Raw genomic sequence first — 14,773 nt, forward strand, 5'->3', positions numbered from 1 at the left:
ATGTCTTCCTCAGTCCTTGCAACCCAAGCCTCCTATGTTGTGTTACCTGAACATATTACCGATAAACCGACAGTACTCAGCTTTCTGGTTGAACGTTTTGCTCAGATTGATGCTAGCGTGTGGCAATCGAGAGTGGTTGAGGGAAAAGTACATTGGCAAGATGGAAGCTTGATTGAGCTTGATACTCCCTATAGACCAAGAGCAAGAGTCTATTACTATCGTGAAGTGGTGAGTGAGACTAAGGTGCCTTTCGATGAAGAGGTTATCTATCAAGATGAGAGGATTATTGTCGCTTTTAAGCCCCACTTTCTAGCATTGCATCCAAGTGGGAATGTGATTAATGAGTGTTTGGTTAATCGATTGAGGATTAAAACTGGATTAGAGACTATAGTGCCTGCTCATAGGCTTGATAGGGCGACAGCGGGCCTAGTATTACTCTGCCTGCATCCTGAGCATCGTCAAAGATACCATGACCTGTTCAAGTTTGGACAGATCCGCAAAGAGTACCAAGCGCTGGCTAAACTGACACCTGAATTGCTACTGAAACATCAGCGTGGAGAGCTATCACTTCCACTTAATTGGACGGTGAAGAACCGTATGGTGAAAGGGGAGCCCACATTCACCATGAGAGTGGCACCGGGGGAGCCAAATACTCACTCAGAGATCCAGTTGATTGAGATAAACGGTGAGCTAGGTGTGTTTAATCTCTCTCCTATCACGGGGCGCACTCATCAGCTTAGGGTACATATGCAAAGCTTAGGCATGCCAATCTTAAATGACAGATGTTACCCAGAGCTACAGCCTAAGGCCCCTGATGACTACAGTAAGCCTCTTAAGCTTTTGGCTAGGCGGCTTACCTTTACCGACCCCGTGAGTGGCCAGTTGATTAAACTTGAGTGTGATGCTTTATCTTTATCTTGAATATTGTATTCAATTGTTGTTTTTCTGCCGCGTTCATTTTAAGCTGGGTTATAAGTTAGGATATCGTCGCCAGACGCGGCACATACAGGGAGAAGGGTAATGGATAAAACGAGCCTCACCGCTTTAGGTTTAGTAACTTTTGTTGGTATTACTGCCTTGGGTTATCAAATTTTCACCCAAGACCCTTCAGCCTCTCTCACTCCATCTCAATCAAGTGAGCAGCCTGCCAAGACGTTAGCTCATATCTCTGACCCAGGGCGAGAAAATGTAGAGTTAGCGACGGTTTCAACCCTGGTGAAATCAGATGAGGGTTTAACACCAGTTTCCACTTTGCCGCCTGAATCCATCAACCTCTCTACTGTTAACGCTCCGATTGAGAAGGCGGTTTCTTGGTCAGAAAGAGAGAGACAAAATGAGGCACAAACCCCGCCACCTCAAGTTGCAGACTTGGTAGCAGAGGCCGATCCAGGCCCCAGTGCTGGAAAAGATCTCTCACGTCCTCAAAGGCCTGCAGTACAAGCGCAGCGCGTAGCGCCCGTCAGTCGTCCCGCACCCACAGCTGTGAATTAGGTAATTAACAATCACCTTTAGGGTCAATCATCACTCAATGAATCGGCATTTTGAGCGCCATGTTTATCACGGCTGGGGACCTGAAAAAGGGTCTCACTCATATCTGCGTGAAGAACAGCAATTTTAGTTGGTGCTCCATTTGGTGCAAAGCTCACCACTCCTATACCGCTCTCGTTAAACAGTCGCTGACTGCGAGCACCGTTAGGCCTTCTGCCACGAATTGACATGCGCTTACGCTTAGTGAAGAAGTTAAGTGGTGAGAAGTGTCCATATAGCCAACCATTAAGTTTATCGAAAATTGGCAGTAACTTTTCGGGGAACTGATTCTTAATGCCGCTGCTGGTGATCTGGTATATTTTCGGCCCCCCTTTACGGAAACGAATACGGATATCGTAAGCAAAGGAGTAGTGTACATCCCCTGATAGGATCACAAACTGCTCTGGGGTTTTTCTGTGTTGGAATATGCTCAACAGAGTGTTGGCAGTTCCTGGGTGAGCCATCCAGTTTTCAGCATCGACTAATAGAGAACCTCCGAGTAAGGTTGCGGTTCTTTGAATTGTTTCAATCAGTTTAACCCCGAACATAGGGGCGGCGGAGATGATGATCACCTTATCTTGGCCCATTAGTTCATGTTGAAACTCCATAAGGGCTTCCCAGTCCATTAAGCCAGAGGGTTTAGCCAGATTAGACTCACTGCGCCATCTATGGGTACGGGTATCTAGAACTACTATTTTTGGGCTGGTATTAAGGCTGTAGTGCCAATGTTCAAATCGGAGTAGTTTATCGATTAGCTCATCTTGGTAGAGTTCATTGGGTTGATTAAAGAAAGCATCTAGGCTGGGAGTGATCTCATGTTTAAATTTATCAGGCCCGTTGCCGAGCCCTTGGAACAGGGCGTAACCTATCAGCGCATTACCAATGATCCGCTTTGAAAATGTATGTCCATAAGCCGCTTCCTCCCACTTGGCGGTGAGATTCCAGTCATCGGTGACATCATGATCGTCAAATATCATATAGGTGGGCAGATGAGCCATAAGTCGCCTGACCTGTTTTAGCCCAGTTTTGAACTCAAGCAGGTGTAACCACTCTCGCTGCCACCTTGCTGTATTGGCGACTGATAGGCCAACAACCTCTTTTGGAATTTCGATGCGATCCCATAGCTCCGGTGACCAAGTTAACAGGTAGAAGGCGATTATCTCCCCTAGGCTCACCAGATGATTTTCGGCGAGGGAGGAGGTGAAGATCGGGTGGTTTTTATACCAGTGCCCTAGTGCTGTTTTGGCCGGGTAGTTGGTTTTGGGTAGTAAGTTCCTATGCCTTTGGTACATGGCGGCAGGATGGTAACTTATTGAGTGGCTATCAGGGAGCTGGGCATGGGTAAACTTCTCCTGGGGCAGGCCCAATAGTTTTATTGTTTCTCCAATGGCAAAAAGAGTGGGGCCTGCAATATCATCAACATAAACTTGATCGCCACTGAGCATCAGGAGTGAAGGTCTGGCTTGTGGGCTTAAGTCTTGGCTTACCTGTGTATCGGCTGCGACTAAGGCATCGCCACTGTGATGGTGGGCATTACGACAGGAGCCATGGAGCATATGGTCAATTTCAGGTTTGATAACGAAATTCGGTGTTGCTTGCTCGTCATAATTAAGTGCCTCCACGCCGCTAAAAATTGCACCATGCTGGCTGTCTTCAAGGCTATAACTTATCTCTACTTCAGTTGGCAGTAGCTGAGTTTGTTTGAGCTGAACCATATATTGGTAAGCTCGCTCGCCCAATCTAATAGTGTGTAGCTGCTCACTTGTTAGCGGTTTGCTGAAAAGAGGTTGCTCACCTTGGTGCAGGCTTGAGCTCTGTTTAAGTGTCAGAGTGAGCGAGTCCATAGGTTGGCTGCTTACAAACCAGAGGGTAAAGTTATCCCGATCGCAATGGCGCAGTATCGGGCCGGCAACTAATAGGGGGAGAGCTGACTTCATCTAATACCAATCTCAATATTTCATTGCCTACCAGACTAAACAAGTGATCTTAAATTGCAAAGGTAATTCAATGAAAAAGAGTTAACTTATGTTTAGGAATAGTAGGGGAGGATTATCTGACTTTGTGAATAAAAGGATCGGCGAAAATATTCTTGATATCGGCGCCCGCTAGATAGGTGCGTTTTTTCATCTTATTTACCATATCGGGATGCCCACAGAGGTACACTTGCCAACCACTTAAGTTTTGATGATTTTTAAGTGCAAGCTCATCGGCGCGAATTCGATCTTTTTCCTCTGCCTGAGTGCCAGAAACACAGCCTAAGTAATGGAGATTATCGTATTGTCTCGCAAGTGAAGTCAGGAGTTGTTGGGCATATAGGTCATCAGCGGTTCGACTTCCGTGGTAGAGGTGTATCGGCCCTTGATGTTGGTGATGCAGTGCATCTTTGACGATACCAAGTAGAGGTGCTAAGCCACTGCCAGTTCCTACCAGCAGCATGGGCATGGTTTGCATCTCTTTTTGATAGTAACAATGGCCAAAGGGACCGCATAGCTCAAGCTTGTCATCTAGTGATAGCTGCTCATGTATCCACTGGCTCATGCCACCATTATCAATACGCTGAACATGAATCTCGAGCATATCTCCTTGGGCTGGGTGACTGGCTAGGGAGTAACTTCGTGTTAATCCATCGGATCGTCTGAGATTGATAAATTGGCCTGCGTGGTACTCCAGTGGAGTATCTGGGTCGAGTGTGATGCTGAGTATTCGCTTGCTAAGGGGAGTAATGGCAGCGACCTTAACTTGGGAAAATAGCGCCTGCTGAGTGATGGGGGATACCGTTAACTCCCCCTGAGGAAAACAGATACAGGGGAGGAAGTAGCCTAATGCTTTCCAGCTTTCCCTTATATCGGGCTGGGCATCTTGAACATCTCCCTTTTTTGCTTGCAACATGCAGGTGTGACAGTTGCCGTTTTTGCAGGAGTAGGCAAGGTCAATCCCTTGTCTTAGAAGGGCTTCTAGTACGCTCTCATCTTGATTGAGAGTGATTGCTTTTTCTTGCCAGTGTATCTGCTTCATCGGCTATAAACTTAATACGTCGTCATGGGTGCTAGCTGCGATAGTCATGACTTGTTCGATTAACTCATCCGATACATTGAGCTCTTTGAGCGTGGCTTGCAGGTGTCCTGCGACAGTGTTGAAGTGATTGGTATCGAGGCCCTGTTCAAGCAAAGGAGCGTGGGCTTCGCGCAGGGAGTTGCCTGTGTAATCATTTGGTCCACCAAAGGCCATGGTTAAAAAGCTTTTTTGCATTGCGCGCATACGATCCATATCTACATCATCAAAAAAGTGGCTGATACTATCATCGCTCAATACTTTACGATAAAAGATATCCACTGCAGCATCGACAGAGGCGTTACCTCCGAGTTGTTCAAAAAGTGTTGTCATTTTTATACCCTGTTGGTCTAGTAATATTTGGTTCCATCTCTATGAAGTTACCAAAGGTCAATACGCTCTTTTGAGGTTAGGACACCAACAGCTAACGTCAAGTTGGATGACTTTGTACTCAGCTTCTATCAGGTATTGTGAGTCATAATATTTTGCGCCTGATGAAGATGAATAGAGCTAACATTAGAGTTAAGGTAAAGCCCAGCGCACCAGAGCTTGAGCCTACTAGCTCTACTGGAGTATTGGCCTGTAAGCGATCATTAACACCATCTCGATTTGTATCTGCATTTTCATTTCTGTCTAATATTCCGTCGTTATCGGAATCATCATCAAGGTAGTTTGGTATGCCATCAGTATCGGTATCTATGACTCCCTCCTCGATATCAGGTATTCCATCGTTATCACTGTCTAGATCAATGAAGTTGGGGGAGTTATCTTTATCTGAATCGATATCCCCTTCAATACTGTCGGGGATAGTATCGTTATCGCTGTCGCTATCGATAAAGTTAGGGATATCATCATCGTCGATGTAGCTTTGGGTTAAGAGGCTGTCATCTATGCCGTCGAAGTTCTCATCGACGCCCATGGTGATCTCTACATCGACAGTATCATCAATTCCATTTTGGTTATTGTCTACTTTAGATAACGCTATCATCACCTCCTCTCTGGTATCTGAAATGGAGTCATTATCACTGTCTAAATCCAGATGGTTTGGCTGAGAGTCGAGATCTGAATTTAGCGGAGTAAATTGATCATCAATGCCATCGTTATCAGTATCGATACCACCTGTGATGTCTACGTCCCATGCGTTATCGATACCATCTTTATCGTGATCGAGATTCATCGGGGCTGGGTAGTTATTTTCAACTGTATCGGATAAGCCATCATTGTCGCTGTCACGGTCTAAGTAATCGGCCACATTATCTTGATCAAAATCGCCTCGACCTTCGGTAATGTCAGAGAGTCCGTCATTATCATTATCTTTATCTAACGCAGAAGGGATGCCGTCATTATCATGATCTATGGGGGCAGCGGTGCCGAACCAATTAGGCATGTTGTCATAAGAGTTATCTATGCCATCTGCATCATCATCGTTTGATAGGTCGATGCGTCCATCGCTGTTTTTATCTAAAGTGGCAGCGGGAGTGTTTGTGATATCCATAATGCCATCGTTATCACTGTCCAGATCGATGAAATCGGGAATAGTATCTAAGTCTGTGTCAGTGGGAGTTAAGAGCTGTGTGCTGTTGGCATCAAATAATCCATCGTGATTAATATCGGTTCCACCGGACTCATTAATATCGAGTAGACCATCGTTATCACTGTCTAAGTCATGCATATCAATAACATTATCAGCGTCACTATCGGTAAGCTGGATATTGTCGATGATTCCGTCAGCGTTGCTGTCATCTCCTGGAGTGAAGTCAGGGTCGAAGATATCAGCTATACCGTCATTATCTTCATCGATGTCTTGCGCGACGGTTTCGCTCGTATCTATGATGCCATCGTTGTCTGAGTCAATGTCTATATGATCTGCTAAGCCGTCGTGGTCATTATCATTTTCCTCTAACTTTGCATCACTTATCCCATCGTTATCAGCATCGAAATGACCGGTGTTATCGATATCGAACCTGTCATCAATCCCATCGCCATCACTGTCATCTCCCTGTGTCATGTCGATATCGTAAAGATCGGTAATTCCGTCACTATCGAGATCAACACGGGCATAGGTGGCCTCGATAGCATCGGGGATCCAGTCGTTGTCTGAGTCTATATCTAGGTAGTTAGGTTTACCGTCACTATCCGAGTCGATAAGATCAATATCATCATCGATACCATCGTTATTCGTATCCCTCCCTTTTGTTTGCTGAACATCGAAAAGGTCATCTATCCCATCGTTGTCTGAGTCCTCTCCTGAGATCCCAGCCTCAAATCCATCCACTAGCCCATCGTTATCGCTATCAATATCAAGGTAGTTAATGATGCCATCGAGATCGCTATCAAAATTTCCTTCAACAATATCTGGGATCCCATCTCTGTCTTCATCTTGGCTTGAGTCGAGGTAATCAGCGATTCCATCGCCATCACTGTCAACTAGGCCCTCTTCACTATCAGGTATACCATCATTATCAGAATCGGTATCTAGTCTGTTGGGAATGCCGTCGCCATCGCTGTCGGAGTCTCCTTCGATGACATCTAAAATGCCATCGCCATCATCATCGAGATCATCACTGTCTGAAATTCCATCCCGATCGAGATCCGGTAAAACAAGAATCGTGATGAGAGCGATATTTGAATCAGATTCAGTATCGTTGGCCTTAAATGTGAAGCTATCATCTCCTGAAAAACTCTCTGTTGGTTGGTAGGTTAAATTGGGACCAGATCCCATTAGCGTTCCATTTTGAGGAGATGACACGATAACGTAACTCAATGGTGAACCTTCAGTGTCTGTGGCGTTTAACTGGAGTTCGATGGAGCTTGCTTGCACCATCTCTATACTTTGGCCACCTGCTATGGGCGCATCGTTAATGGCATCGATATTGATTGAAACCGTGGCGATATTGGAATCGATGGCCCCATCATTGACCTTAAAGGTGAAATTGTCGGCTCCAGTCTCATTAAGGTTTGGCGTGTAGGTCAGGTTAGGTAGGGTGCCGGTTAAAACTCCCTTGCTGGGTGAGCTGATTACACTGAAAGTTAGACTGCCGGCTTCGACATCGATTGCGGTGAGGATGATAGCTTTAGGAGTATCCTCTGCCACTGTCACGCTCTGGTTATTTGAGATTGGCGCATCGTTAATGGCATCGATATTGATTGAAACCGTGGCGATATTGGAATCGATGGCCCCATCATTGACCTTAAAGGTGAAACTGTCGGCTCCAGTCTCGTTAAGGTTGGGCGTGTAGGTCAGGTTAGGTAGGGTGCCGGTTAAAACTCCCTTGCTGGGTGCGCTGATTACACTGAAAGTTAGACTGCTGGCTTCGACATCGGTTGCAGTGAGGGTGATAGCTTTAGGAGTATCCTCTGTCACTGTCACGCTCTGGTTATTTGAGATTGGCGCATCGTTAATGGCATCGATATTGATTGAAACCGTGGCGATATTGGAATCGAGGGCCCCATCATTGACTTTAAAGGTGAAACTGTCGGCTCCAGTCTCATTAAGGTTTGGCGTGTAGGTCAGGTTAGGTAGGGTGCCGGTTAATGCTCCCTTGCTGGCTGAGCTGATTAAACTGAAAGTTAGACTGTTGGCTTCGACATCGGTAGCGATGAGGGTGATAGCTTTAGGGGTATCCTCTGCCACTGTCACGCTCTGGTTATTTGAGATTGGTGCATCGTTAATGGCATTGATATTGATTGAAACCGTGGCGATATTGGAATCGATGGCCCCATCATTGACCTTAAAGGTGAAACTGTCGGCTCCAGTCTCATTAAGGTTGGGCGTGTAGGTCAGGTTAGGTAGGGTGCCGGTTAAAACTCCCTTGCTGGGTGAGCTGATTAAACTGAAAGTTAGACTGTCGGCCTCGACATCGGTTGCGATGAGGGTGATAGCTTTAGGGGTATCCTCTGCCACTGTCACGCTCTGGTTATTTGAGATTGGTGCATCGTTAATGGCATTGATATTGATTGAAACCGTGGCGATATTGGAATCGATGGCCCCATCATTGACCTTAAAGGTGAAACTGTCGGCTCCAGTCTCATTAAGGTTTGGCGTGTAGGTCAGGTTAGGTAGGGTGCCGGTTAAAACTCCCTTGCTGGGTGAGCTGATTAAACTGAAAGTTAGACTGTCGGCCTCGACATCGGTTGCGATGAGGGTGATAGCTTTAGGGGTATCCTCTGCCACTGTCACGCTCTGGTTATTTGAGATTGGTGCATCGTTAATGGCATTGATATTGATTGAAACCGTGGCGATATTGGAATCGATGGCCCCATCATTGACCTTAAAGGTGAAACTGTCGGCTCCAGTCTCATTAAGGTTTGGCGTGTAGGTCAGGTTAGGTAGGGTGCCGGTTAAAACTCCCTTGCTGGGTGAGCTGATTAAACTGAAAGTTAGACTGTCGGCCTCGACATCGGTTGCGATGAGGGTGATAGTTTTAGGAGTATCCTCTGTCACCGTTATGCTCTGGTTATTCGAGGTCGGCGCATCGTTTACCGCAGACACGGTAATGGTGATACTTGCTGTATTTGATATCAGGTTGCCGTCATTGGCGATAAAAGTAAAACTATCTCCGCCCGCATAATTTGCTGCTGGCGTATAGGTCAGGTTAGGTGGAGTTCCGCTTAAGCTACCGTTTGCAGGGGAGGTGAGTAAGCTATAGCTGAGGCTGTCCAGATCGATATCGGTTGCGGTGAGGGTGATGGATGTCGGTGTATCTTCTGTTACTGGAATACTCTGGCTGCCGGCACTGGGAGTGTCATTGATGGGGCTGACATTAATTGAAATCGTTGCCGTATTGGAGTCGGTAAATCCATCATTGACCTTAAAGCTGAATGTGTCGGCTCCGTTATAATCTGAATTAGGTGTGTAGGTTAGGTTAGGGAGCGTGCCGCTCAACACCCCATTATTTGGAGAGTTGGTAATGCTGTAGCTGAGGGTATCGAGATCTATATCTGCTGCGGTTAAAGTGATTGATGTAGGAGTATCTTCGGTTACAGATATGCTTTGAGGAGTAGAGCTAGGTATGTTGTTAACTGAGATGGTGAGTTCTTGATGAATATATTCTAACGTGCCGCCTCCATCTACACGAACAAACAGTAAGTAGTCATTATTGGTGTCTGCATCTAAAGGCGTTTCATAGTCTGGGGCGGAAAGAAAAGTGAGCTCTCCGCTGGCATCTATATTAAATAGTGCCGAGTCACCGCCAAATATAGAATAGGTGTATGACCCTGAACCTCCCGTTGCGACAACGTTTGTCACTAAGGTGCTGCCCTCATTTACTTCGATTGCGGCTTCATGACCCCCCCCATTTGAGGTGACTGTCGGGGCGCTAGCATTGACGTTGATAGCTTCAGTGGCAAAGTCACTTGAGAGACCATAAACATAGGTGTCTATGTAGTTGAGATCACCAATGCTAGTGAAGGTAAAGTCTCCCCATGTATGGCGGTGTGTACCTACTGATGCAAGAGAGGATAGGGTGCCACTGGGGAGATTCGTACTCCCGCCTATTGGAGTGTCATCCCAATAAACCTGCGTTCCCACAAGCGTTGTTTCATCGGTCGCCTGTAAAATTGTTAGGCCGTTGTTTGTTCCTCCTCCACTTGTTTCAACATCTTTAACAACGAAGTGAGATTCACCTAGCTTTAGGGTTAATTTAACATCATATTTGGCTGGAACCATGGCGTTCCCATCAGCATCTTTTCCATCCCAAACGTGATTAACGGTGACATTTTGCTGCATCTCTCCTTGTAATATAACTTGATAGCTTCCCCCTAGCGCAGCTACGCTGATGGCGTAAGTTCCTGTTGCATTTGGAGTAAAAGAGAAGGTACCTGTATCTTCAATGGTGTCACCATTGGGCGTTATTTCATTGTCGTTACCTGCGCTATCGATAAAGCTGAGGGTGTCGGTTAGCTGAGCGGCACTGCTAGGAGCTGGAGAGGGACTGGCGCCTTTTGGGTAGCTAAGGTAAGTGGGAAATTTCTCATCAATACTGAATGACAGAGAGTTACTCGTGCCAGAGTAGGGTGGATTTAATCCTATGCTGTTTGAGAGGACTTTATGAATATCCCCGGCAAAGTTTTGCAGGTCGGCTGCCCACACATAATTCGTGTTAGCAAAACCACCCGGAGCTAGAATATACATCCTAGTATCTGCCGCATAGGGCTCCGTAGAGCCAGGGGTATCGAATCGCCATAGGTAAGAGAATAAGTTGCCGTCGTTAGCCATAGGATCGACGCTGTCTCCTACGTTATCGACAACTGAGATATCCCACCTCTGGTAATTATCAAATAACTCACTTAAATCGACGGCATACACTCCCGCACTTGATACCTGATAGTGCATGACTTCACCACTACTAGGAGTTGCTGGAAGCGGGTTAGTCATGGGATCTGAACAGCTAATATTCCCAACGGTGGAGGTGAGATCTGCTAACTTGGCGTTTTTTACATATTTGCCAGAAACAAGATTCGTTGAGTAGATGTCAGCATAGACCTGTCCACTTTGATTAGACTGCCGACATAGGTGTAAGCGAATATACTTATTTGCCCCATCGACATGAACAAACATCAAGGTATCTGTTTCGAGATATTGTGGATGGGCTGCATCCATCTGATAGGTTCCCTCTGCATAGAGGTTATGGCTGTATATGCAAAGGAGCATCAGGAAAATTGAACGGTTTAATAATGGCTTTAACGTCTCATTCATCATCAGCTTCTTTTCCACTTTAAGGTAAAGGCTGGGTCAATGAATGAACTGAATTTCGATTTGATAATTTCAGTTCGATTGACCTGATTATTACGAAAAATCCATTTCTTATTTCATTAAATATAGAATAGATGTTGAGTTTTAGCTTGTTGGTGTGAATGCAGAGTTCTTTTGATTGGTTTGATATCAACGGCTTCTAGTAGACTTATCTTGTTTTCTAGTCTGGCCCATTATGTAATGATGAGTGACTTGAGTGCGTATAACATTGAGATTGGAAACTTTAGATATTATGGATGATGTTCAGATTAAGTGGCGTAAGTTTAAAGCATGCATAGCTCTACCTATGGCGATGATGAGTACTCAAGCACTTGCTGATATCGGCGATACCCCCGTTATTGGTGGCGTGTTTAATGCCAGTGAGATAATGAGAGATCAAATCGTCTCCTCTTTGAGTGCATCCACTAAGCTGACTCGTGATATCACACTGTTTACCATCGCTGGTGTTTCTCTCGATGTTTACATTCTCTCTCTTCCTCTGGACAGTAAGGTTAAAGCCAGAGTTATCGGCCAACTCAGCGACCCCACTTATGCCATTCCTTTGGGTCATTTTCTCTACAGTTATTACGACCGTTATGGTGACATGAACACCCATGATGAGTTTAAGTTGTACCTCAATAGTCAATATACGCTGCAGCAACTAAAAGGGTTTGAACATAGCTTATATCATGTGGGTGAGGAGGCTGAGATAGAGGAGAAGGAGTCTGGTACTCAAGGTAATAGTGAAGGGTTAAAAGCCGATAGTCAGTTTATCGCCTCTATGGTGACTATCTATGATGCCTTGGTTGAGATTGGTCAATGGCAGAACATGGATACCTTGCCATCGACTTATACTTATCTCACCTCTTCAGCAGAAGACCTTGAGTTAATAGATAAGATACAGCCGATCATTATTAGTTTAATGGACAAAGCCAGTGGAGGGATGGAGCCTAGCGAGATGAAAACGGCTCTGCTTGGAATTATCGAAGATGGCAAGCCTGAGCATAAACATAAAGTGAATAATAAAGCTCAGGCGTTAACCATCACACTCATCGATTTTGTTCGCCTAAACGTCCTCAAAGCCTATCGTCAATTTATCTATAAGCAGGAGCGGGAAGAGGCCCTGCATGCTTGGATGTTGGATACCTTTGATGAGGACAGCAATCAGTTAATGGTATTTCTCAGTTCACAGCAAAAACGCCGTTATGGGGTGCAGGTCGCCGTTGATGGTCTGCAGCAGGGGTTACTTGAAGGGCTGGTGGATCAAGGTAAACCTTTTATTAAATATGCAAACTCCCTACATGAGTCTCGTGACAAATTAAAACTTAAGGGGGAGGGGGTTAATCAGCCGGAGCATGAACAACAAGTTAAGTTTATGAATCGCTTAGCCGAGCATGAGTACAAAGATCCCAACTACCTGCCATTCTTTAAGCGCCTCTATCTTAACCATCGAGACTCTATTACTCAGGTGGGGATCTCATCCACACCGACAATCAGCGTGCGAAACCTACCTATCATTAAAACTGGCGCCAAGGTTTCTGGAGAGAGAGGAACTGGGATCCCCAACTTTCACTTTGTCGACAGAGAGGATGATAGGGCGTATTACTTTTTTGGTAACGATGCGCTGCAACTGGACAGGTTAATGGAGAGTCAGGGCGTTCAGACCATGTTCGATCGTTTAGCTTATCTCAATACCCTAAACTGCAATGGACAATATGATTGGAATGCACACTCGACCTACGATGGGCTCGTCAACCTTGGGTTTGGTGAAGTGCAGCGAGATTACGGTGAGAAGCGTTGTCTTAGAGAGCTAACTGAGCGGGCTAAAGTGGAGGTGAAGTTAAGGCACTTTCGACAGGAGTTAATTGAGGATATACAAGGCTATCAGGGGATCTTCTTTCTTGATATCGTCACTAAACTCACCAAGAGGTGGAAGATAGAGAAGGCGATCGCTGAACTGGCAAGTATGGATGGACAAGGTATGCCTGATTTCACCTTGATCTATAATCCTTGGCCGGATCATTTTGCGCATTTTACTGGGCCATTTAGTGATGAGATCATCATGCCCACTGGGGAGCTTAATCGGCTAGATCATTGGCTCGCCAAAACAGAGCAGGTCTACAAAGAGGCTGGGATCTATGATCAAACCCTCTGGGGGATGGCTGGAGATCATGGTTTAACCCCTATCTTCTATGCGCTGAATCCTGAGAAACGTGTTTTTGAAGCACTTTCAAAAGAGCAGGGATTTGAGATTGTGGTAAAGAAGATCTCCTCCGATGAGGGCGAAGGCCCTAAGATCACAAATGCACTGAACTATTCTGGAAATCAAGCTGTTGATGTAGTTGTCGCTTCTACAGCTGGTGGCAACATGATGATGGACTTTTTCAATTCAAAAGCGGGATGGAAGTCGCAACCTGTTTACGAAGAGTTGACCCAATGGAGGCCGTTTAAGGGGGATAAACCTGTCGATATCGTGGCTGAGTCAGCAGCTAGGTTATCAGAGTCTCTTGACTACATGGTACTGCGTGAACGTCAGTGTAAAGTGGATGATTGCAGGGTACGTTTGGTGGGATACCGTGAAGGTGTGCGTCTCGATGAATTTGTTGAACTTAAAGGGGATAAGCTGTTTTATGCTAGCCACTCTGCTAGTGAACCAAGCTTGCTTGATATCCAAACTTTAAATCCTTATCGTGTTCGCCCTACAGAGGCTGAATTTCAACATTACTTAGATTTAAAATCGCAATGTCTGCAGCAAGCCAAGGAGCAAGACAGTGCAACGTGGTGCAGTGTAAAACAGTGGCGTAAGTTGACGGCATTTACCCTAAGGCCCGACTCTGTTAATCAAATAGCAAGGCTTTATGAGGAGGATAGAGCTGGCACAGTTAATCTGTTTCCCAAAGCTGGGATAGGATTTAATACTAAAGTCCCTGGTCGCCACGCTGGTGAAGATTACCTTGAGAAAGATGCCTTTATCGGTTTTTGGGGCGCGCCAATAGGTGACGCAGCCACACCATTAACCATTGAAGAGAATGGCTCACTTGCACCAACTATCTATGAATACCTAACAGGTGAAACCCTTGTGCCCGGTGAGAATGGTTGGGGGTATCCCTCTTTACTGGACAAGTTGGATATTCAATAGGTGAAAATACCCAAATGATTCTTTATTGATCGTGAAACTATATAGGTAATACACAAAAGTAATGCTCACTTTAGTGGGCGATCGCTTTTATTACTTTATAAATCTATTTTAGAATTCTGGACTTTATTAGCGTTAGCTTAAGTGTGAATTCCCTCTTATTAGACCTATCAGCCTTTTAAGTTGCATTGAGTGCTTCTGTTTTATTAGCAACACAGGCACTAATCATAACTTGTTGTTAACCTGCTGTTATTGTTTTAAAAAAACTATTCTAAAAAAGTTAATTATTCCTGATGAACTCGTAAGTTGTGAGCTAGATCACCTAT

At 45.4% G+C, this 14,773-nt stretch carries 7 protein-coding genes; 3 read left to right on the top strand and 4 right to left on the bottom strand.

Annotated features, from left to right (window positions below; all coding sequences use genetic code 11):
• Nucleotides 1-921, top strand: a complete 921-nt coding sequence (locus SWOO_RS02955) for a pseudouridine synthase (protein ID WP_012323216.1) — start codon at nt 1-3, stop codon at nt 919-921.
• A 99-nt stretch (nt 922-1,020) separates the two neighbouring features.
• Nucleotides 1,021-1,491: a hypothetical protein gene (locus tag SWOO_RS02960; RefSeq protein WP_012323217.1), complete on the top strand. Its 471-nt coding sequence runs from the start codon at nt 1,021-1,023 to the stop codon at nt 1,489-1,491.
• A 23-nt stretch (nt 1,492-1,514) separates the two neighbouring features.
• Here SWOO_RS02960 and SWOO_RS02965 read toward each other — a convergent pair whose 3' ends face one another.
• The 4 genes from SWOO_RS02965 to SWOO_RS02980 form a co-directional block, all read right to left on the bottom strand.
• Nucleotides 1,515-3,464 (bottom strand): alkaline phosphatase D family protein, encoded by a 1,950-nt coding sequence (locus SWOO_RS02965; protein ID WP_012323218.1) that lies wholly within the window; start codon nt 3,462-3,464, stop codon nt 1,515-1,517.
• 112 nt (nt 3,465-3,576) lie between these two features.
• Nucleotides 3,577-4,542, bottom strand: coding sequence for a 2Fe-2S iron-sulfur cluster-binding protein (locus tag SWOO_RS02970; RefSeq protein ID WP_012323219.1), 966 nt, complete (start codon nt 4,540-4,542; stop codon nt 3,577-3,579).
• Nucleotides 4,543-4,545: 3 nt separating this feature from the next.
• Nucleotides 4,546-4,911, bottom strand: coding sequence for a group I truncated hemoglobin (locus tag SWOO_RS02975; RefSeq protein ID WP_012323220.1), 366 nt, complete (start codon nt 4,909-4,911; stop codon nt 4,546-4,548).
• A gap of 142 nt (nt 4,912-5,053) precedes the next feature.
• Nucleotides 5,054-11,278 (bottom strand): Ig-like domain-containing protein, encoded by a 6,225-nt coding sequence (locus tag SWOO_RS02980; protein WP_012323221.1) that lies wholly within the window; start codon nt 11,276-11,278, stop codon nt 5,054-5,056.
• Between the two features lie 250 nt (nt 11,279-11,528).
• On the opposite strand from SWOO_RS02980, the gene SWOO_RS02985 reads away from it, so the two are divergent.
• Complete coding sequence (locus SWOO_RS02985; RefSeq protein WP_012323222.1) at nt 11,529-14,450, top strand: alkaline phosphatase family protein; 2,922 nt, start codon at nt 11,529-11,531, stop codon at nt 14,448-14,450.
• Nucleotides 14,451-14,773: the final 323 nt, after the last annotated feature.

Source organism: Shewanella woodyi ATCC 51908 (genome assembly GCF_000019525.1).
Lineage (GTDB): Bacteria > Pseudomonadota > Gammaproteobacteria > Enterobacterales > Shewanellaceae > Shewanella > Shewanella woodyi.